Origin of the sequence: Priestia flexa NBRC 15715 (assembly GCF_001591565.1) — a bacterium.
Lineage (GTDB): Bacteria > Bacillota > Bacilli > Bacillales > Bacillaceae_H > Priestia > Priestia flexa.
Map to the genome: position 1 here is coordinate 26025 of NZ_BCVD01000007.1, position 21554 is coordinate 47578.

Genomic DNA, 21554 nt, shown 5'->3' on the forward strand with positions numbered 1-21554 from the left:
TTTATATTATTTTTTAGCTGCTTTTGGTCGCTTAGTACCATATTTAGAACGACCTTGCATACGGCCATCCACACCAGCAGTATCTAACGCACCACGTACGATATGGTAACGTACCCCTGGTAAATCTTTTACACGTCCACCGCGGATAAGTACCACGCTGTGTTCTTGTAAGTTGTGACCAATACCTGGGATATAAGCAGTAACCTCGATACCGTTAGTTAAACGTACACGAGCATATTTACGAAGAGCCGAGTTCGGTTTCTTCGGTGTCATAGTACCCACACGTGTACATACACCACGTTTTTGTGGAGAAGATTGGTTAGTTTGAGCTTTTTTAAAGCTGTTGTAACCTTTGTTTAAAGCAGGTGAGTCAGATTTTTGAACCTTGCTCACACGACCTTTACGGATTAGTTGATTAATAGTAGGCATTTAAATTTCCTCCTTTCAGCTTTTGTAAGACCACACATCCAGGTGGTTCATTTTTTAGCAAAAAACAAAGTTTTTGAACACTAGTCCAAAAACGTGTTAACTAATAATTGCAACAGCTGCCGCATCTACTTCTATTCCACAAGCTTTTCCAAGCTCTTTCATAGAGTTAACAAAACTGTAAGGGGTGTTTTCTTGCACAGCAACTTTCACTACCAAGTCGGTAATGTAGGTGTCTGCATTATCCGCAAGTATAACTTCCTTTACAATTCCTTTTTTTAAAGCTTTCACTGTCTGCTTAGTTCCTACAATAATATGATCAGCCTGTGATACTTTTTCATAAGACATTATCATATCCTCCAAAGCAACAGGTAGTTTATAGGAGCACCTTTGATATAGTATCATTCCCTAGAATGGATGTCAACTGCACGATGCAGTTTTTTTAAAAAAACATCCATTCTAGAAAAATGACTACTTATTAATCGATTGTTACTGGCTCTTCAACCTGATTTTTAACTGGTTCAGCATTACGATATCTATTCATACCAGTACCAGCAGGAACAAGTTTACCAATAATAACGTTCTCTTTAAGACCTAATAGTTCATCACGTTTTCCTTTAATAGCTGCATCTGTAAGAACACGAGTAGTTTCTTGGAATGATGCTGCTGATAAGAAGGAATCCGTTTCAAGAGATGCTTTTGTGATACCAAGTAGTACAGGTCGACCAGTAGCTGGACGATTGCCCTCTAGTAACACTTTTTCGTTAGCATCAGTGAATTGGTGAATATCTAATAGTGAACCTGGTAATACATCTGTATCTCCAGAATCCATTACTCTCACTTTACGAAGCATTTGGCGTACCATTACTTCAACGTGCTTATCACCAATTTCTACCCCTTGCATACGGTATACTTTTTGTACTTCACGTAGCAGGTATTCTTGAACAGCAGTGATATCTTTTACTTTTAATAACTCTTTCGGATCAATTGAACCTTCTGTTAACTCTTGACCACGAGCAATCTCTTGGCCTTCAGCTACCTTCAAGCGTGCACTGTAAGGAGCTGTGTAAGAGCGTGTTTCAATGTCACCTTGAACTGTAATTTCATGCTGACGGTCACGTCCTTCAGTAATTGAAGTAACGGTACCTTCGATTTCTGAAATAACAGCTTGGCCTTTAGGGTTACGAGCTTCAAAGATCTCTTGGATACGAGGTAAACCTTGAGTGATGTCATCTCCGGCAACCCCACCAGTATGGAATGTACGCATCGTTAACTGTGTACCTGGCTCACCGATTGATTGAGCAGCGATAATACCAACTGCTTCACCAACTTCAACTTCTGAACCAGTTGCCAAGTTACGTCCGTAACATTTTTTACATACTCCATGACGAGTGTTACAAGTAAACGCAGAACGAATCCATACTTCTTCAACACCAGCATTTACAATTTCTTCAGCTAGATCTTCTGTAATTAATTCATTTTCTGCTACAAGTACTTCGTTTGTTTCTGGATGAACAACAGTTTTACGTGCATAACGTCCAATTAGACGCTCATCCAGCTTTTCGATTTCCTCCGTGCCTTCTTTGATTGCAACAGCCAAGATTCCTCGGTCTGTACCGCAATCATCATCACGAACGATAACATCTTGAGCCACATCAACAAGACGGCGAGTAAGATAACCTGAGTCAGCTGTTTTAAGGGCTGTATCAGCAAGACCTTTACGCGCACCGTGAGTAGAGATAAAGTATTCTAATACTGTTAAACCTTCACGGAAACTTGATTTGATTGGTAACTCGATGATACGTCCAGACGGGTTAGCCATCAGACCACGCATACCAGCAAGCTGCGTGAAGTTAGATGCGTTACCACGGGCACCAGAGTCACTCATCATAAAGATTGGATTTCGTTTATCTAAGGATTCCATCAGCTTACCTTGGATAACGTCTTTCGCACTACTCCAAATTGAGATTACGCGATCATAACGCTCATCTTCAGTAATTAAACCACGACGGAATTGTTTTAGAACATTATCTACTTTAGCTTGCGCTTCTTGTAAGATAACTTCTTTTTCACCTAATACAACGATATCTGCTACACCAACTGTAATACCAGCTTTAGTAGAATATTTGAAACCTAAGTCTTTCATGCGATCAAGCATTTTAGACGTTTCAGTAATCTTAAAGCGTTTGAATACTTCAGCAATGATATTACCTAAGATTTTTTTCTTAAATGGTGCAATTGCAGGTTGATTTTTAATGAATTCTTTTACGTCAGCACCTTTTTCAACAAAGTATTTATCCGGTGTCTTAACTTCAAGGTTTTCTCTTGTTGGTTCGTTAATATACGGGAATGATTCCGGTAAGATTTCGTTAAATACAAGCTTACCTACAGTCGTCACTAACAATTGTTGATTTTGTGCTTCAGTAAATGTTTGGTTATTTAAAGAACCAGCGTATACACCAACACGAGTATGTAAATGTACATATCCGTTTTGGTATGCCAGCAACGCCTCATTTGTATCTTTAAATACCATACCTTCACCCACTGCGTCTTCACGCTCAAGTGTTAAGTAGTAATTACCTAATACCATATCTTGAGATGGTGTAACAACTGGTTTACCATCTTTTGGATTCAGGATGTTTTGCGCTGCTAACATTAAGATGCGCGCTTCTGCTTGTGCTTCTGCAGATAACGGTACGTGAACGGCCATTTGGTCACCATCAAAGTCCGCATTGTATGCTGTACATACAAGTGGATGTAGACGGATTGCACGACCTTCTACTAATGTAGGTTCAAACGCTTGGATACCAAGTCTGTGAAGCGTAGGTGCACGGTTTAACAGAACTGGATGCTCTTTAATAACCGATTCTAATACGTCCCATACTTCAGGTTGAACGCGCTCGATTTTACGTTTCGCACTCTTGATGTTATGAGCTAAACCACGCTCAACTAACTCTTTCATAACAAACGGCTTAAATAGTTCTAACGCCATTTCTTTTGGTAAACCACATTGATACATCTTTAAGTTCGGTCCTACAACGATTACAGAACGCCCAGAGTAGTCAACACGTTTACCCAGTAAGTTTTGACGGAAGCGTCCTTGCTTACCTTTTAACATATGTGAAAGAGATTTTAACGGACGGTTACCAGGACCTGTTACAGGGCGCCCACGACGACCGTTATCGATTAAAGCATCTACAGCTTCTTGAAGCATACGCTTTTCGTTTTGAACGATAATGCTAGGAGCTCCAAGATCTAGTAAACGTTTTAAGCGGTTGTTACGGTTAATTACACGACGATATAAATCATTTAGGTCAGAAGTTGCAAAACGTCCACCATCTAATTGAACCATTGGACGAAGTTCCGGTGGGATAACCGGTAAAACATCTAAGATCATCCAAGAAGGCTCATTACCAGAGTGACGGAAAGCTTCCAACACTTCTAAACGCTTAATTGCACGTGTACGACGTTGACCTTGAGCAGTTTTAAGCTCTTCTTTTAGAGCATCTACTTCTTTGTCAAGATCGATGTCTTGTAATAATTTCTTAACAGCTTCCGCACCCATCGCTGCATGGAAAGTTTTTCCATACTTTTCACGATATGCACGATATTCTTTTTCAGATAATAGCTGTTTCTTTTCAAGCGGTGTATCACCAGCATCTGTTACAACATATGAAGCAAAATAGATAATTTCCTCTAGCGCACGAGGGGACATGTCTAAGACAAGTCCCATGCGGCTAGGGATACCTTTGAAGTACCAAATATGTGAAACAGGTGCAGCTAGTTCAATATGTCCCATACGTTCACGACGTACTTTTGCTCTTGTTACTTCTACTCCACAGCGGTCACATACTACGCCTTTGTAACGAACGCGTTTGTATTTACCACAGTGGCACTCCCAGTCCTTTTGTGGACCAAAGATGCGCTCACAAAACAAACCATCTTTTTCAGGTTTTAATGTACGATAGTTGATCGTTTCCGGTTTTTTTACCTCACCGTATGACCAAGAGCGAATTTTATCTGGCGAAGCTAGACCAATTTTCATATACTCAAAGTTATTTACATCTAGCAAGGAGCCTACCTCCCTTTTAATCTACAGGTTTTTTCCCTTAACGTGCGTATACTTTTATATGAAAGTAATTCCTTACTCTTTGATAACAGGGTCTTTTTGACCTTCAGAAATTCCTTCTGGTTCTATATCAGACATAATAGATTCGGATTGTTGTTCTTGATCATCCTCTGAATCTACAATGTCAATCTCTTGCTCATCAGCTGAAAGCATTTTTACATCCATACCTAAACTTTGTAATTCTTTAATTAATACTTTGAATGATTCAGGTATACCTGGCTCTGGAATATTTTCGCCTTTTACGATGGCTTCATATGTTTTCACACGACCAACAACATCATCCGACTTCACAGTTAGAATCTCTTGTAGCGTATAAGCAGCACCGTATGCTTCCAGCGCCCATACTTCCATCTCTCCAAAACGTTGTCCACCAAATTGCGCTTTACCACCTAATGGCTGTTGGGTAACAAGTGAATATGGTCCAGTAGAACGTGCGTGAAGCTTATCGTCTACCATGTGAGCAAGTTTAATCATGTACATAATACCTACTGATACACGATTATCGAAAGGTTCACCTGTACGACCATCGTATAATACAGTTTTCGCATCACGTGACATGCCTGCCTCTTCAATCGTCGCCCAAACATCTTCTTCACGAGCACCATCAAATACTGGAGATGCAACATGAATTCCAAGTTTACGAGCCGCCATACCTAAATGAAGCTCTAATACTTGCCCGATGTTCATACGAGAAGGTACCCCTAGTGGGTTTAACATGATATCGATTGGAGTTCCATCTGGTAAGTAAGGCATATCTTCCTCTGGTAAAATACGCGAGATTACACCTTTGTTACCGTGACGACCGGCCATTTTGTCACCTTCAGAAATTTTACGCTTCTGAACGATATACACGCGAACAAGTTGGTTTACACCTGGTGGTAACTCATCGCCATCTTCACGATTGAAGACTTTAACATCAAGGATAATTCCGCCTCCACCATGTGGTACACGTAATGAAGTATCGCGAACCTCACGTGCTTTTTCACCAAAGATTGCATGTAATAAGCGCTCTTCAGCTGTTAGTTCCGTAACACCTTTAGGCGTTACTTTACCAACTAAAAGATCACCATCTTTAACTTCGGCACCAATGCGAATGATACCACGCTCATCTAGGTTACGAAGAGCATCTTCACCCACGTTTGGAATATCACGTGTAATTTCTTCTGGTCCTAGTTTCGTATCACGAGACTCAGACTCATATTCTTCAATATGAACAGAAGTATATACATCGTCTTTTACAAGACGTTCACTCATGATAATAGCATCCTCATAGTTATATCCGTCCCAAGTCATGAAACCTACTAAAACGTTACGTCCTAATGCAAGCTCTCCTTTTTCCATAGAAGGGCCGTCAGCTAGGATTTCACCTTTTACAACTTCATCGCCAACTGAAACAATTGGACGCTGGTTGTAGCAAGTACCTTGGTTCGAACGAACAAACTTAAGAAGCTTGTATTTATCTAAGTTACCTTTAACTTTTTGCCCGTCTACCTCTTCATAACGACGAACAAAAACTTGTTTTGCTTCCACGCGCTCAACAACACCAGGGTGCTTACAGATAACTGCAGCTCCTGAGTCTTTACCAGATACATATTCCATACCTGTTCCAACAAGTGGCGCTTCTGGGTTTAACAACGGTACTGCTTGACGTTGCATGTTGGCACCCATTAATGCACGGTTTGAGTCATCATTCTCTAAGAATGGAATACAAGCTGTTGCCGCGGATACTACTTGCTTTGGTGATACGTCCATGTAATCTAAACGATCACGACGGATAACTGTATTTTCACCACGGAAACGGGCTACAACATTTTCATCTAAGAAAGAACCATCTTCACCTAAGCGCGCATTCGCTTGAGCAACTACATAGTTATCTTCTTCATCAGCAGTTAAGTAATCAATTCTCGACGTAACTTTACCTGTTTCAGGATCAATACGACGATATGGCGTTTCAATAAAGCCGAATTTATTTACTTTTGCATAAGAAGATAATGAGTTAATTAACCCAATGTTTGGTCCCTCAGGCGTTTCGATTGGACACATACGACCATAGTGAGAGTAGTGAACGTCACGAACTTCGAATCCAGCACGCTCACGAGTCAAACCACCTGGTCCTAATGCAGACAGACGGCGCTTATGTGTCAATTCAGCTAACGGGTTTGTTTGGTCCATGAACTGAGAAAGCTGAGAGCTACCAAAGAATTCTTTAATAGCAGCAATTACAGGGCGAATATTGATTAACTGTTGAGGAGTAATTGTGTTCGTGTCTTGAATAGACATTCTCTCACGCACAACACGCTCCATACGAGATAAACCAATACGGAATTGGTTTTGCAACAATTCCCCTACAGAACGAAGACGACGATTTCCTAAATGGTCGATATCATCTGTATCCCCTACTTGGTGAAGTAAATTAAAGAAGTAGCTAATTGATGCTAGAATATCAGCCGGTGTAATATTCTTTACTTCTTCTGTCACGTAAGCATTACCGGAAACTGTAATAACTTTCTCTCCATCCGGATCGTTTGGAGCATAAATCTTGATAGATTGTAACGTGACATTGTCTTCTAAAACTCCGCCAACTGGGCTATAAGTTTTGAAGTTTACTCCACTTTCAAGCATTGGAATTAAGCGATCTAATGTACGACGATCAATCATTGCACCTTTTTCAGCAATAATTTCACCCGTTTCATGATCAACTAATGTTTCTGCTAATTTTTGATTAAACAAACGATGTTTAATATGAAGCTTTTTATTAATCTTGTAACGACCAACGTTTGCTAAATCATAGCGCTTTGGATCAAAGAATCGAGATACAAGCAATGATTTTGCATTTTCTACAGTTGGTGGCTCACCTGGACGTAAGCGCTCATAGATTTCTAGTAGCGCTTTTTCTGTACTTTCCGTGTTATCTTTTTCAAGCGTGTTACGGATGTACTCATTATCTCCAATTAGATCAATAATCTCTTGGTCTGAACCAAAACCTAACGCACGTAACAGTACTGATACTGGAAGTTTACGAGTACGATCAATACGCACATAAACGACGTCTTTTGCATCAGTTTCATATTCTAACCATGCTCCACGGTTTGGAATAACAGTAGCTGTATATCCCTTTTTACCATTTTTATCTACTTTTCCACTGTAGTAGACGCTTGGTGAACGTACCAATTGTGATACGATAACGCGCTCAGCACCGTTAATAACAAACGTACCAGTTTCCGTCATCAATGGGAAATCACCCATAAACACATCTTGGTCTTTTACTTCACCTGTTTCTTTATTAATTAAACGCACCTTAACACGAAGAGGTGCTGCATAAGTTACATCACGTTCTTTAGACTCTTCTACTGAATACTTTGGCTCACCTAAGCTGTAGTCAATAAATTCTAGTGATAAATTACCAGTAAAATCATCGATTGGAGAAATATCCTGGAACATTTCTCGTAATCCTTCATCTAAAAACCATTGGTATGAAGCCGTTTGAATCTCGATTAAGTTTGGTAATTCTAGAACCTCACTGATACGAGCATAACTTCTGCGCTGGCGGTGGCGTCCATACTGAACTAGTTGACCTGTCAACTGATTCACCCCTCAAATCAAGCGTTATTATTCAAGACATATAATAAACTATTGTTTATTATTGAACAAAAGAAAAATGGTTTCTTTAAATAGAAAACCACAATTTCATAAAACGTACTATTGATTTTATTAGTTTTTCCATACATTCTCAAATTATACGTGCAATTTTATGTATAACAGAGGCCTATATGGAATATTTATATATTGGCATTTTATAATGCTAACATACTAAAAAATATTAGTCAACATTTTTTAGCACGTATGATATAATAGCCTTTTTTCTTTTCTACTACCTCTACTTCTTCAAATAGAGACTCTAGTTTCATTAAAGCGGAAGGAGCTCCCTGTTTCTTTTGAATCACGACCCATAATTCACCTTGTTCAACGAGATGGCTATATGCCCCTTCAAGAATTTCGTGTACAATTTTTTTACCAGCACGAATTGGTGGGTTCGTAAGAATAGTAGAGAAATGATCAATTTTCACATTGCTATAGCAAGAGCTCTGATAAATTTGAACATTATCAATCCCATTAGCTTTTGCATTCTTTTCTGATAAAGCTAATGCGCGCTCGTTAACATCAACCATATGCACTTGCTCATCCGGATGAAGTTTAGCCATCGCTAAACCGATAGGACCATATCCACAGCCGACGTCTAGAATAGGACCTTTTACGTTATTAACCTCAAAGCTGTCAATTAGCACTCGAGAACCAAAATCAACTTCTTTTTTAGAGAAAACACCATGATCGCTAGTGAAACGAAAAGATTGTCCTCGAAGTTCAAACGAAAATGTCTCTTCATTACTGCTAGCCGATGGTGTGTTTGAAAAATAGTGTTCTGTCAACTGAACTCCTCCTTCTAAAAGGCATCCTCTAATACTATAAACGAATAGAGAAACAGAAGCAAAAAAGCTCGCTTGAATAAGCGAGCTTTTTCATATCAAATGTTAAGTAATAATTACTTAACTTCTACAGAAGCGCCAACTTCTTCAAGTTTAGCTTTTGCTTCTTCAGCTTCTTCTTTAGAAATACCTTCTTTAAGAGCTTTTGGAGCGTTATCAACGATTTCTTTAGCTTCTTTTAAGCCAAGACCAGTGATTTCACGTACTACTTTGATAACTTTGATTTTTTGGCCGCCAGCACTTTCAAGTACTAGGTCAAATTCAGTTTTCTCAGCAGCAGCTTCACCAGCAGCACCGCCAGCTACAGCTACAGGAGCAGCAGCAGTTACGCCAAATTCTTCTTCAATTGCTTTTACTAAATCGTTAAGTTCTAAAACAGTCATATTTTTAACTGCTTCAATGATTTGTTCTTGAGTCATTGTTAATTTCCTCCTTGTGATTGTGTTATATATAACAGACTAAATTATGCACCTTGTTCTTCTTTTTGATCTGCCACAGCTTTTGTAGCAAGAGCAAGGTTGCGGATTGGAGCTTGAAGAACGCTAAGTAACATAGAAAGTAAGCCTTCGCGAGATGGAAGTTCAGCAATAGCTTTAATTTCATCAACAGTTGCTACATTACCTTCGATAACACCAGCTTTAATTTCTAACGCTTCGTGTTCTTTAGCGAAGCTGTTAAGAATTTTAGCTGGAGCAATAACGTCTTCTCCACCAAATGCAATTGCGTTTGGACCAACTAGCGCTTCGTTAAGGCTGTTTAGTTCAACCTTTTCTACAGCACGGCGAGTTAAAGTGTTTTTGTATACTTTGAACTCAATTCCCGCGTCACGTAATTGCTTACGAAGTTCAGTTACTTCAGCAACATTTAACCCACGGTAGTCAACTACGATTGCTGATCCACTTGCTTTAAGCTTGTCAGCAATTTCATCAACAACTTGTTTCTTTTGTTCAATTACGTTGCTCATTTTTACACCTCCTGTAGATTTCCTTCCGTACACTCATACAAGGTGCAAATAAAACACCTCCATGACAACTAAGACATGGAGGTGTTATAAGCGAATCAGAACGTTCACTAATTTATCACACACACCTCGGTAGGAAATTAAGCCTTACAGGCACCTACTGTCTACGGTACAAATGTTATTTTTTTAACAACATTATCTATTGTAATCAGTTGGACTCAGAAAGTCAACACCAATTTATTTCCAATAATTAGTTAGCTGCGCTGAAAGTTGCGATATCAACTTTGATACCAGGGCCCATAGTTGAAGATACAGCTAAGTTCTTCATATATGTTCCTTTTGCAGCTGCAGGCTTAGCTTTTTGCATAGTTTCGAAGATTGTAGTGAAGTTTTCAATTAACTTGCTATCTTCGAATGATACTTTACCGATTGGTACGTGGATGTTACCAGCTTTATCAACGCGGTATTCTACTTTACCAGCTTTGATTTCATTAACAGCTTTCTCAACATCGAATGTTACAGTACCAGTTTTAGGGTTTGGCATTAAGCCTTTTGGTCCTAATACACGACCAAGTTTACCAACTTCACCCATCATGTCTGGTGTAGCAACGATTACGTCAAATTCAAACCAACCTTGTTGGATTTTGTTGATGTAATCAGAATCGCCAACGTAGTCAGCTCCAGCAGCTTCTGCTTCTTTCGCTTTCTCACCTTTAGCAAATACTAATACACGTTGAGTTTTACCAGTACCATTTGGAAGTACTACTGCACCACGAATTTGTTGGTCAGCTTTCTTAGGGTCAACGCCTAAACGGAATGCTACTTCAACAGTTGCATCAAATTTAGTTGTGTTTGTTTTCTTTACTAATTCAATTGCTTCTTGAACTGAGTAAGCTTGTGTACGATCTACAAGCTTCGCAGCTTCAACGTACTTTTTACCTTTTTTAGCCATTTTGTTTTCCTCCTTATGTGGTATTAACGGAATAACCTCCCACTAATAAAGGTTGCGAAACGGAAGCTATCCCTATCTCGCAACCTTCTAACACCTAATCATTTGGGATTAGTCTTCAACTACGATTCCCATGCTACGTGCTGTACCTTCTACCATACGCATTGCAGACTCAACGTTAGCAGCGTTTAGGTCAGGCATTTTTGTTTCAGCAATCTCACGTACTTTGTCACGCTTGACTGTTGCAACTTTATTACGGTTTGGTTCACCAGAACCTGACTCAATACCAGCCGCTTTCTTAAGTAATACAGCAGCAGGTGGAGTTTTCGTAATAAATGTAAATGAACGGTCTTCAAATACCGTAATTTCAACAGGAATGATTAAACCAGCTTGATCAGCTGTGCGAGCGTTAAATTCTTTACAGAATCCCATGATGTTAACACCGGCTTGACCTAATGCAGGACCAACTGGTGGTGCTGGGTTTGCTTTACCAGCAGGAATTTGTAATTTTACAAGTTTAATTACTTTTTTAGCCACGAGACACACCTCCTTAAGTCCGTGATGTGGTAATAGGGCGATGCCCTCCCACTCCAAGTTCTTTATATATAAAATAAAGAAATAGTTGTTTTAGTCTCAAGATTGAGACATACTGACTTATGAAATATTAACATTAAAACAGATGAAATGCAAGGTTTTAAAAGTTATATTTTTTCAATTTGTGTAAACTCTAACTCAACAGGTGTTTGACGTCCGAACATATCAACATGAACTTTAATTTTGCGCTTGTCCGTATCAATTTCTTCGATTGTGCCTTCAAAGTTCGCAAACGGACCTTCTTTAACTAGAACCGTTTCTTTTAACTCAAAGTCAAATTCAGCATGACTTTCATCCATACCCATTTGCTTTAAAATCATTTCTACTTCTTCTGGTAATAGAGGTGTCGGTTTAGAACCTGAACCGGCTGACCCAACGAAACCTGTTACACCAGGAGTGTTACGTACCACGTACCATGAATCATCTGTCATAATAATCTCTACTAACACATAACCTGGAAATACTTTCTTCTTTGTTATCTTTTCTTTATTGTTTTTAATTTCTCTTTCTTCTTCTTCAGGTACCACCACGCGGAAGATTTTATCTTGCATGCCCATTGTTTCTACACGCTTTTCTAAATTCGTCTTTACTTTATTCTCATACCCTGAATAAGTATGAACAACATACCAATTTTTCTCCATTTTTGAGGACGTAATGTCCTTCCCTCCCAGCTTCCTATAAAGTGTTCAAGTATCTATTGCACAGAAGATGAACTAGAACCTTCACCTGTTCTAGTTCATATCATTCTCAAAACAAATTAAAAAACCCGTACCCGGGCTTTTTAAGAAGAAATCATCATTTAGTTTCATTATACCATGATTATCATTAAATTATTCAAGGGATTAAACGAATCAATGATGAGATTCCATAATCGACAACTGCGAAAAAGACGGTCATGAAAATAACTGTAGAAACAACTGTAATTGTATAGCGAACTAGTTCATTTCGTTTAGGCCAGCTGACCTTCTTCATTTCACGACCAACGTCACGCAAAAATTTCCCTACACGGTTCATGTTTGTAACCTCCATTAAAATAAAAGGGGTATTAATCTGTGCAGCTTTTTAATCTATTTTGTTTCACGATGCTGGACATGTGAGTTGCAAGATTTGCAAAACTTCTTCATCTCTAAACGAATGTTGCTTTGCTCTGTACTTTTCATCGTTGTATAGTTGCGACTACCACATTCTACACATGCCATTACAACTTTTTTACGCATTTTGTTAGCCACCTATATAAGTGATAATGTCTATAAGAAAGTATCACACACTTTCTTCCTGTGTCAATACAGGCTACGTGGTAATTTCACGGATTTCTAAGTAGCGCTCTAGCTTACGTTTAACTCGCTGCAACGCATTATCGATTGATTTTACATGGCGGTTTAGATCTTCTGAGATTTCTTGGTAAGAGCGACCGTCTAAATACAATACGAGTACTTTTCTTTCTAAATCACTCAAAAGCTCTGCCATCTTTAATTCAATATCATCGAACTTTTCTCTATTAATCAAGAGTTCTTCTGGGTTCATGACCTTGGTTCCCGAAATAACATCTAGCAATGTTCGATCAGATTCCTCATCGTAAATAGGCTTGTCCAACGACACATAAGAATTTAGCGGAATATGCTTTTGTCTTGTAGCCGTTTTAATCGCTGTGATGATTTGCCTGGTAATACATAGTTCAGCAAACGCTTTAAATGAAGTAAGTTTATCTTCTCTAAAGTCACGAATAGCTTTATATAACCCTATCATGCCTTCTTGAATAATATCTTCTCTATCTGCCCCTATTAAAAAGTACGACCGTGCTTTAGCTCGAACAAAATTCTTGTACTTGTGAATCAAATACTCTAATGCATCAATGTCACCTTTATGCACAAGCTCGACAACTTCTTCATCTTCTTGTTGTTCGAAATGAGCATGAAGTTTTCTTCCATAGTTATCGCCCATATCGATCCCCCTGACCGCACAGTAGATAGAAATATTATACAGTAGCTAATTCTCCACCGTCAACAGCCTCACTTCTCGCCGCGTCTCCATTTTTCGAAAATTTCAGCAACTCCGTCAGGCAATTTAATCCTTGCCGCTGGCTTTTGCGTTTGAATGGACTTTACTTCAATTTTGATAAATCTCTCAATCTCTTGAATTTCATTATACAATTCCCGGGCGGATTTCCGTAATGCTCCTTGACCAAATATCGCCCACTGTTCAGTAAAATCTGATGTCGCAACATGGACCTGTGTCGCTACGTTATTTAAATCTTGAGCCAATTTTTCAATATACTCATCAGCTGTTTCATTTTCACGTGTAAAAACGACTTCAATTTTATAGTTATGAGCTTTCTTTTCAATTCCTTGAACCATATGTGCGTCAAATACCACAATGACGCGGTAGCCTGTATAAGCTTGGTACTCAGCAAGCTTTTCAATAAGCAAATCTCGGGCTCCCGCTAAATCATGGTCACGTAGATTTCGTAAGTTAGGCCATGCACCAATCATGTTATAACCATCTACTAATAAAATATCCATTTTATCTTCCTAATGGGTGACGTTTACGATACACTTCATACATCAATAAACTTGCTGCTACTGATGCATTTAAGGATGTTACGTGACCAACCATCGGAAGCCTTACTAAAAAGTCACACTTTTCTCGAACAAGGCGACTCATTCCTTTACCTTCACTTCCAATAACTAAAGCTAGTGGCATTGTACCATCTAAGTTTCGATAGTCATCGCTTTCTTTTGCATCTGTACCAGCTACCCATACTCCCCTTTCCTTTAATTCATCAATAGTGCGAGCTAAGTTCGTTACGCGAGCAACTGGAATATGTTCAATAGCTCCAGTTGATGATTTAGCTACAGTTGATGTCAACCCCACAGATCTGCGCTTTGGAATAATAATCCCGTGAGCACCAACTGCATCTGCCGTTCTCATAATTGAACCTAAGTTGTGCGGGTCTTCTAACTCATCTAGTACTAAAAAGAAAGGATCTTCATTTTTTTGTGCTGCTTTTTCAAACAGTTCATCAATTTCAGCATATGAATACGCCGCAACTAGAGCTAATACACCTTGATGCGTGCCTTGAACCATTTGTTCAATTTTCTTTTTAGGCACATACTGGACTAATACGCCGTTTCGTTTAGCAAATTTCACAATTTCTCCCATGGATCCCCCCTGAGAGCCCTCTGCAATCCATAACTTGTTAATTTCTCTTTCTGATTTTAATGCTTCTAATACGGCATTTCGTCCGATAATATAATCCTGCTGCTGCATATTAATTTCCTCCCTCTCCTTCAAAAATGAAAGAGATTGCTTTTGTAATAATTTCCTGAGCACGCTCATGGTTACCCAATAAGTAATGATAGCCAACTAACGCTTCAAACGCTGTGCTATAGCGGTACGTTTGTACATCCGTGTTTTTAGGAACTGTGCCTGATTTTGCATTACGTCCTCTTCTTAGCACCGCTAGCTCTTCATCATCTAAGAACTCAATTTCTTTAAAATGATAGACAATCTGAGCTTGAGCTTTAGCTGAAACATATTTTTTCGCTTTGTTATGAAGCTGGTTAGGGCGTACTGTCCCTAACCCAAGCAAATGTTTCCTTACATGCAAGTCGAATACTGCATCACCCATATAAGCTAATGCTAGGCTATTCAACTGCTTCACATCTAACTTTTTTTCAGTCATTAAACAATCATCCTCTTTTCCAACGCGTTCCTTGAGCCGTGTCCTCTAAAATAATATTCTTAGCTTTTAATTCATCGCGAATCTGATCAGCTAATTTAAAGTCACGGTTTTTACGAGCATCAATTCGCTGTTGAATGAGATTTTCAATTTCCTCATCTACTAATTCTTGAGCGTCAAATGTTAAGCCTAAAGCTCCACCTAATTGGTTAAATTCATTAATGAATGCTTCAATTACTTCTTTTGATGTTGTCTTTTCGAGTAGATATACATTTGCTTGCTTAGCCAGTTCGAATAGCACTGAAATAGCATTTGCTGTATTAAAGTCATCATCCATCTCTTTAATAAAACTGTTATGAAGCTCATCAATGTTAGTTAGCCATTCTGAATTACCGTCGTTTAAGTCTGTTGCTGCCTCTAAACGGTGCTTTAAGTTCACATAAGCTGTTTGTAAACGCTCATAGCCTTTTCGAGTATTTTCAAGGATTTCTTCGTTATAATTAATTGGGTGACGGTAATGTACTGATAGAATAAAGAATCTTAATAGTGATGGGTCGTGCTTTTGAATGATGTCGTGTACAAGTACAAAGTTTCCTAATGACTTCGACATTTTTTCGTTATCAATATTAATATAACCATTATGCAACCAATATTTCGCAAATGTCTTACCCGTCAATGCTTCAGACTGTGCAATTTCGTTTTCATGATGAGGAAACGATAAGTCCTGACCGCCGGCATGAATGTCGATTGTATCTCCTAAGTATTTACGAGCCATCGCTGAGCACTCGATATGCCAACCTGGTCTTCCTTGCCCCCATGGACTATCCCATGCAATTTCACCATCTTTTGCCGCTTTCCATAACGTAAAGTCTAACGGATCTTCTTTCTTTTCTCCAACTTCAATACGAGCACCTGATTGCAGCTCATCAATTGATTGATGTGAAAGCTTTCCGTAACCTTCGAACTTTCTTGTGCGGTAATAAACGTCTCCATCTGACTCATATGCATAGCCTTTTTTAACTAGCTCATCAATAAAATCAATAATAATATCCATATTCTCTGTTACGCGAGGATGTATAGTCGCATGTTTGCAGCCAAGTGCTGTCGTATCCTCAAAATAAGCGTTAATAAATCGTTCTGCAATCGTTGGTACATCTTCACCCAGCTCTTTAGCTGCTCGAATTAGCTTGTCATCAACATCTGTGAAGTTTGACACATATTGTACTTCATACCCTCTAAACTCTAGATAGCGACGCACTGTATCGAATACAATGGCGGGTCTTGCATTTCCAATATGAATATAGTTATAAACAGTTGGACCACAGACATACATTTTAACCTTATTTTCCTCTAAAGGTGTAAACACTTCTTTTTGACGAGTTAATGTGTTATATAGCTTAATTGTCATGATAAATCTTCCCTTCTTTGAGCTGCTTGATTTCTTGTTGTAGTTCGCTTAATTGATGTTCAAGCTGCTTGAATCGCTCTGCATCTGGATCTGGTAAATCCTGATGATTTAAATCTTTAATACGAACTCCATTTTGAATGACGACTCGACCTGGTATTCCCACAACTGTTGAATTCTCAGGAACATCATTCAAGACAACCGACCCGGCACCAATTTTTGAGTTTTCGTTAATGGTAATGGACCCTAAAACTTTAGCACCCGTTGCAATAAGAACGTGGTCTTTAATCGTTGGATGACGTTTTCCTTTTTCTTTTCCCGTACCGCCTAAAGTTACTCCCTGATAAACCGTGACATTGTCTCCTATTTCGCAAGTCTCTCCAATTACGATTCCCATTCCGTGGTCAATAAAAAAGCGTCGTCCTATTTTTGCCCCCGGATGAATTTCAATTCCTGTAAAGAAGCGACTAACCTGTGAAATTACACGTGCTAAAAAGAACCATTTGCGTTTAAACAACGCGTGAGCTAAACGATGTGACCAAATAGCATGGAGCCCAGAATACGTTAAAATAACTTCGATGTAGCTCCTAGCAGCAGGATCTTGTTCAAATATCACCTCAATATCCTCTTTTAACATCTTTATCACCTTTTTCACCCCCCATTTTTTATAAAAAAAACGTCTCTGTGTCAACTGACACAGAGACGTTTCTTATACGCGGTTCCACTCTGCTTGAGTGCAGATACGCACTCCAACTCATCTCGTGTAACGGCGATACCCGCTCCTGCTTACTAACCTCAGTTTTCAACAGAAGTCTCTAAGGTGCATTTCAATAGGTATACGCATAGATTACTTTCAGCCGATGGTAATCCTCTCTAAAAAAGCGATAGCCTATTTACTTCTCCTTATCAACGATTTCAATATATATTAACTATATGGGTTTTAAACCAATTTGTTAACCAGAAACTTTTGCTAGACGAGCTAAAACTGTTGCTTTACCAAGTAGCGAAATAGCTTTTGGTAATTCTGGTCCATGTGTTTCACCCGTTGTAGCTACACGAATTGGCATAAATAGCTTCTTACCTTTATGACCTGTTGCTTTTTGAACAGCTTTTGTTGCTGCTTTAATCTCTTCGGGACTAAAAGTCTCCATTGCTTCAATTTCCGTTGCAAAAGCTTGCAATACCTCTGGCACCTGCTCTTCTGCAAGTACAGCTTTCGCTTCTTCATTATACTCAATTTCTGTTTTGAAGAACATTTCTGTTAGCTCCACGATTTCTGCACCGTAGCTCATTTGTTCTTGATAAAGGGCAATTAGTTCTTTTACCCACTTCGTTTGTTCTTCCGTCATTTGTTCTTCTACACGCCCAGCTTTTACGAGATGAGGAAGAGATAGATCTACAACTTCATCTAAATCAAGCTGCTTCATGTATTGATTGTTCATCCAACGAAGTTTATTCGTGTCAAATAATGCTGGTGATTTAGATAAACGAGCAGGATCAAAGATTTCAATAAATTGCTCTTTTGAGAAGATTTCTTCTTCCCCTACAGGTGACCATCCAAGCATTGCAATAAAATTGAACAGAGCTTCAGGTAAGTAACCTAATTCTTTATACTGCTCGATAAATTGGATAATGGACTCGTCACGCTTACTTAGTTTGCGACGACTTTCATTTACAATTAATGTCATATGTCCAAATACAGGCGGCTCCCAACCTAACGCATTATAAATCATAATTTGCTTTGGTGTATTTGAAATATGATCATCTCCACGTAAAACGTGCGTCATTTCCATTAGATGATCATCAATAGCTACAGCATAGTTATAAGTAGGCGTGCCATCTTTTTTCACGATAACATAGTCACCGATACCGTCGGATTCAAATGCTACTTCGCCTTTAACAATATCGTTGAACTTCACTACCGTACCCGTTGGAACTCGGAAGCGAATGCTTGGCTTGCGACCTTCTGCTACTAATTCTTTTTGCTGCTCTTCTGTTAAGTTACGGCATTTGCCTGAGTAGCGTGGCATTTGACCATTTTCAGTCTGCTCTTCACGTTCTTTTTCTAATTCTTCTTCTGTACAGTAGCAATAGTAAGCTGCACCTTTTTCTAATAGTTCGTCCGTATATTTTTGGTAAATTTCTGTACGTTCGGATTGACGATACGGGCCGTATTCTCCACCGATATCAATACTTTCATCCCAATCAATGCCTAACCACTTTAGATAGCGAAGCTGGCTTTCTTCTCCACCTTCAATGTTACGCTTTTGATCTGTATCTTCAATACGAATAATGAACTTACCGTTTTGATTGCGAGCAAATAAATAATTAAATAAAGCTGTTCGTGCGTTTCCGATATGAAGGTGCCCAGTTGGACTCGGTGCATAGCGAACGCGTACTTCTTTTGACATAAGTAGGATAACCTCCAGTTTATTTTACGTAAGTATGTAATTTATTATTTTTCGACATTATTAATTTTATCACCAAATGTAATTCTGTTAAAGACTCTGGGTTATTTTTGATATACTAACACCGCGGCTTGTGAAGCAATTCCTTCTTCACGACCAGTAAAGCCTAATTTTTCTGTCGTCGTTGCTTTAACATTAATCTGTGACACTTCAGCGTCTAATAGTTCGGCAATACGCTCTCGAATTGGCTGGATGTACGGTGCCATCTTAGGTTTCTGTGCAATAATTGTACAATCTACATTACTGAGCGCATAACCTTCTGCTTTCACTAGCTTCCACACATGTTGTAAAAGCTTAGCTGAATCTGCATCTTTAAACTCTGGATCCGTGTCTGGAAAATGCTTTCCAATATCCCCTTGAGCTATTGCTCCTAACAGTGCATCGGCAATCGTATGCAGAAGTACATCAGCATCAGAATGTCCCAGTAATCCTCTCTCATATGGGATTTCAATCCCTCCAATGATTAATGGACGTCCCGTTGCAAATTGATGAACGTCAAATCCTTGTCCAACACGTATATTCATTTCCTTCACCTCTTAGTTGTTTTGTTCCAACTTTGTTAAAATAGCTTCTGCATAAATTAAGTCTTCTGGTGTTGTTAATTTTATATTATCGTAGTCTCCTTGTACAATTGCTACTTCCTGACCTAGCTGTTCCACTAAGCTTGCATCATCTGTTCCTAGATAACCGTTTTCTTTTGCTACGTTATGAGCTCTTTGAATGGTAGACGAAAGAAAAGCTTGTGGGGTTTGAATAGACCACAAGCTAGAGCGTTCAATCGTTTCCACTACGATGTTGTTTTCTACTTTCTTAATCGTCTCTTTAACAGGAACGCCTAAAGTTGCCGCTTCTTTAACTGCCGCTTCTTCTACAAGTTTGTGGATATGGTGATGCTTCACAAATGGTCTAGCACCATCATGTATAAGAACCACATTAGACAGCTTAATGGCTTTCAACCCATTATACACGCTATGTTGGCGCTCTTGACCACCCGACACCACTGCCGTAACTTTACGCATCGGATATTGCTCTAAAAGTGATGTAATATCCTCTAGTTCTTGGTCATTAATAACTAAAATAATGCTATTACATGTATGATCAGTTTCAAATATATTTAGCGTATGAACAAGAAGAGGTACATTTCGAATTAATAGAAATTGCTTATTTCGCCCTGCTTTCATTCGCTTACCTTGTCCTGCTGCTAAAACAATTACATCGTATTGCATGTTCCTTCTCCCTTATAGCTGAAAATTAGAGGGCTTTTTCTAAGAGCTTAGGCTTAGCAAAAATCATTCGACCAGCTGATGTTTGAAGTACGCTTGTCACAAGTACATCGATTTGCTTACCGATATAGTTTCGGCCTTCTTCTACAACAATCATTGTACCATCGTCTAAGTAGGCAATACCTTGATTGTGTTCCTTACCGTCTTTAATGACAAGTACATTCATTTCTTCTCCTGGTAAAACAATTGGTTTGACTGCGTTTGCTAAGTCATTAATATTTAAAACCCCTACATTTTGCAGTTCGCATACTTTATTTAAATTAAAATCATTTGTCACGACGAGACCCGAAGTAACTTTTGCCAACTTTACAAGTTTACTATCTACTTCTTGAATATCTTCAAAATCACCTTCGTAAATCTCTACCTTCATAGACAATTCCTTTTGAATTCGATTTAAGATATCAAGACCTCGACGACCTCTATTGCGCTTTAAAACATCTGATGAGTCTGCGATATGCTGAAGCTCTTCTAACACAAATCGAGGAATGACAATGGTTCCATCTAAAAAACCAGTTTGACATATATCTGCAATACGTCCATCGATAATAACGCTTGTATCTAAAATTTTTAAAGACTGCAAGGATTGATTATTCTCTTGCTCTTCTTCCGAACCTTTTTTCTTACCAATACGAGTAGGTATCGAAAAAACATTGACCAACTCATCTCTCTTTTTAAACCCTACTTGAAAGCCTAAGTAACCTAATAAAATACTTAAAAAGATTGGTAAAACTGTACTAACTACCTGCAGCTGAATTTTCCCAAGGAACGTACCAACTAAATAGGCAACAATTAACCCTAATATTAAGCCTAAACTCCCAAATAAAACATCTGTTACCGGTGCCTTTACAAGAGACTCTTCGATGCGGCGAATAAAGCCTACAACATAATCTACTAACCAGAATGTTATGACAAAAAAGAGAATTGCACCTAAAGGGGCGTGAATGTATGACTTGTCTAATAATGCAATATCTTTTAGACTTAATAATTCAATAAGTTCTGGGATAAGAAAGATTCCTAATGTACCACCTGTTATGATAAAAAACAATTGAACAAAACGTTTTAACACGCCATCACCTCCTTTTATCATTATAAACAGTTTACAATGATTGAAACCTTTTATTTAATTGAAAACATAATTTGTAAACAAAATGTCCCTCTATTAGTATTTTCACAATA

General features: G+C 38.7%; 22 protein-coding genes and 2 other annotated features. All 22 genes read right to left on the reverse strand.

The annotated features are described in order from the left end of the window. Positions 1 to 6 precede the first annotated feature (6 nt). The 22 genes from rpsL to BFL01S_RS02570 all read right to left on the reverse strand — a co-directional run bounded on the left by rpsL (position 7) and on the right by BFL01S_RS02570 (position 21444). The gene (rpsL, locus tag BFL01S_RS02465; protein ID WP_025909721.1) at positions 7 to 429 is read right to left on the reverse strand and encodes a 30S ribosomal protein S12; all 423 of its coding nucleotides are present in this window, start codon (positions 427 to 429) and stop codon (positions 7 to 9) included. Between the two features lie 96 nt (positions 430 to 525). Beyond that, on the reverse strand, positions 526 to 774 hold the full coding sequence (locus BFL01S_RS02470) for a 50S ribosomal protein L7ae-like protein (protein ID WP_025909720.1): 249 nt from the start codon (positions 772 to 774) through the stop codon (positions 526 to 528). A gap of 130 nt (positions 775 to 904) precedes the next feature. Beyond that, positions 905 to 4498 (reverse strand): DNA-directed RNA polymerase subunit beta', encoded by a 3594-nt coding sequence (gene rpoC / locus BFL01S_RS02475; protein ID WP_025909719.1) that lies wholly within the window; start codon positions 4496 to 4498, stop codon positions 905 to 907. 72 nt (positions 4499 to 4570) lie between these two features. Beyond that, complete coding sequence (rpoB, locus tag BFL01S_RS02480) at positions 4571 to 8137, reverse strand: DNA-directed RNA polymerase subunit beta (RefSeq protein WP_025909718.1); 3567 nt, start codon at positions 8135 to 8137, stop codon at positions 4571 to 4573. Between the two features lie 242 nt (positions 8138 to 8379). Continuing rightward, entirely contained in the window at positions 8380 to 8982 is a 603-nt protein-coding gene (locus BFL01S_RS02485) for a class I SAM-dependent methyltransferase (RefSeq protein WP_061784778.1), read from the reverse strand. A gap of 113 nt (positions 8983 to 9095) precedes the next feature. After that, on the reverse strand, positions 9096 to 9458 hold the full coding sequence (gene rplL, locus BFL01S_RS02490; RefSeq protein ID WP_013054917.1) for a 50S ribosomal protein L7/L12: 363 nt from the start codon (positions 9456 to 9458) through the stop codon (positions 9096 to 9098). A gap of 44 nt (positions 9459 to 9502) precedes the next feature. After that, positions 9503 to 10003, reverse strand: coding sequence for a 50S ribosomal protein L10 (gene rplJ, locus BFL01S_RS02495; RefSeq protein ID WP_025909716.1), 501 nt, complete (start codon positions 10001 to 10003; stop codon positions 9503 to 9505). 41 nt (positions 10004 to 10044) lie between these two features. After that, positions 10045 to 10188, reverse strand: a sequence feature (ribosomal protein L10 leader region). A 62-nt stretch (positions 10189 to 10250) separates the two neighbouring features. Continuing rightward, positions 10251 to 10952 carry a 50S ribosomal protein L1 gene (gene rplA, locus BFL01S_RS02500; RefSeq protein ID WP_025909715.1) on the reverse strand — a complete coding sequence of 234 codons (702 nt, stop codon included), beginning with the start codon at positions 10950 to 10952 and terminating at the stop codon, positions 10251 to 10253. 108 nt (positions 10953 to 11060) lie between these two features. Further along, positions 11061 to 11486 (reverse strand): 50S ribosomal protein L11, encoded by a 426-nt coding sequence (gene rplK, locus BFL01S_RS02505; RefSeq protein ID WP_025909714.1) that lies wholly within the window; start codon positions 11484 to 11486, stop codon positions 11061 to 11063. Positions 11487 to 11650: 164 nt separating this feature from the next. Next, positions 11651 to 12184 carry a transcription termination/antitermination protein NusG gene (gene nusG, locus BFL01S_RS02510; RefSeq protein WP_025909713.1) on the reverse strand — a complete coding sequence of 178 codons (534 nt, stop codon included), beginning with the start codon at positions 12182 to 12184 and terminating at the stop codon, positions 11651 to 11653. A gap of 193 nt (positions 12185 to 12377) precedes the next feature. Next, positions 12378 to 12557: a preprotein translocase subunit SecE gene (gene secE / locus BFL01S_RS02515; RefSeq protein WP_025909712.1), complete on the reverse strand. Its 180-nt coding sequence runs from the start codon at positions 12555 to 12557 to the stop codon at positions 12378 to 12380. A gap of 53 nt (positions 12558 to 12610) precedes the next feature. Continuing rightward, positions 12611 to 12760 (reverse strand): 50S ribosomal protein L33, encoded by a 150-nt coding sequence (gene rpmG, locus BFL01S_RS02520; RefSeq protein ID WP_025909711.1) that lies wholly within the window; start codon positions 12758 to 12760, stop codon positions 12611 to 12613. A 73-nt stretch (positions 12761 to 12833) separates the two neighbouring features. Next, positions 12834 to 13484 carry an RNA polymerase sporulation sigma factor SigH gene (gene sigH, locus BFL01S_RS02525; protein ID WP_025909710.1) on the reverse strand — a complete coding sequence of 217 codons (651 nt, stop codon included), beginning with the start codon at positions 13482 to 13484 and terminating at the stop codon, positions 12834 to 12836. 68 nt (positions 13485 to 13552) lie between these two features. Then, entirely contained in the window at positions 13553 to 14062 is a 510-nt protein-coding gene (locus tag BFL01S_RS02530; RefSeq protein WP_025909709.1) for an NYN domain-containing protein, read from the reverse strand. Between the two features lies 1 nt (position 14063). Further along, complete coding sequence (gene rlmB / locus BFL01S_RS02535; RefSeq protein ID WP_025909708.1) at positions 14064 to 14810, reverse strand: 23S rRNA (guanosine(2251)-2'-O)-methyltransferase RlmB; 747 nt, start codon at positions 14808 to 14810, stop codon at positions 14064 to 14066. Between the two features lies 1 nt (position 14811). Continuing rightward, entirely contained in the window at positions 14812 to 15225 is a 414-nt protein-coding gene (locus BFL01S_RS02540; protein ID WP_061784779.1) for a Mini-ribonuclease 3, read from the reverse strand. 7 nt (positions 15226 to 15232) lie between these two features. After that, on the reverse strand, positions 15233 to 16630 hold the full coding sequence (cysS, locus tag BFL01S_RS02545; RefSeq protein ID WP_025909706.1) for a cysteine--tRNA ligase: 1398 nt from the start codon (positions 16628 to 16630) through the stop codon (positions 15233 to 15235). Continuing rightward, the gene (gene cysE, locus BFL01S_RS02550) at positions 16620 to 17273 is read right to left on the reverse strand and encodes a serine O-acetyltransferase (protein WP_025909705.1); all 654 of its coding nucleotides are present in this window, start codon (positions 17271 to 17273) and stop codon (positions 16620 to 16622) included. The genes cysS and cysE overlap by 11 nt, the downstream gene beginning before the upstream one ends. Before the next feature lie 49 nt (positions 17274 to 17322). After that, positions 17323 to 17546, reverse strand: a binding site (T-box leader). A 34-nt stretch (positions 17547 to 17580) separates the two neighbouring features. Then, entirely contained in the window at positions 17581 to 19038 is a 1458-nt protein-coding gene (gltX, locus tag BFL01S_RS02555; RefSeq protein WP_061784780.1) for a glutamate--tRNA ligase, read from the reverse strand. A gap of 101 nt (positions 19039 to 19139) precedes the next feature. Continuing rightward, on the reverse strand, positions 19140 to 19619 hold the full coding sequence (gene ispF, locus BFL01S_RS02560) for a 2-C-methyl-D-erythritol 2,4-cyclodiphosphate synthase (RefSeq protein WP_061784781.1): 480 nt from the start codon (positions 19617 to 19619) through the stop codon (positions 19140 to 19142). A 12-nt stretch (positions 19620 to 19631) separates the two neighbouring features. Then, positions 19632 to 20321 (reverse strand): 2-C-methyl-D-erythritol 4-phosphate cytidylyltransferase, encoded by a 690-nt coding sequence (gene ispD / locus BFL01S_RS02565; protein WP_025909702.1) that lies wholly within the window; start codon positions 20319 to 20321, stop codon positions 19632 to 19634. A 25-nt stretch (positions 20322 to 20346) separates the two neighbouring features. Then, entirely contained in the window at positions 20347 to 21444 is a 1098-nt protein-coding gene (locus BFL01S_RS02570; RefSeq protein ID WP_061784782.1) for a PIN/TRAM domain-containing protein, read from the reverse strand. Positions 21445 to 21554 lie beyond the last annotated feature (110 nt).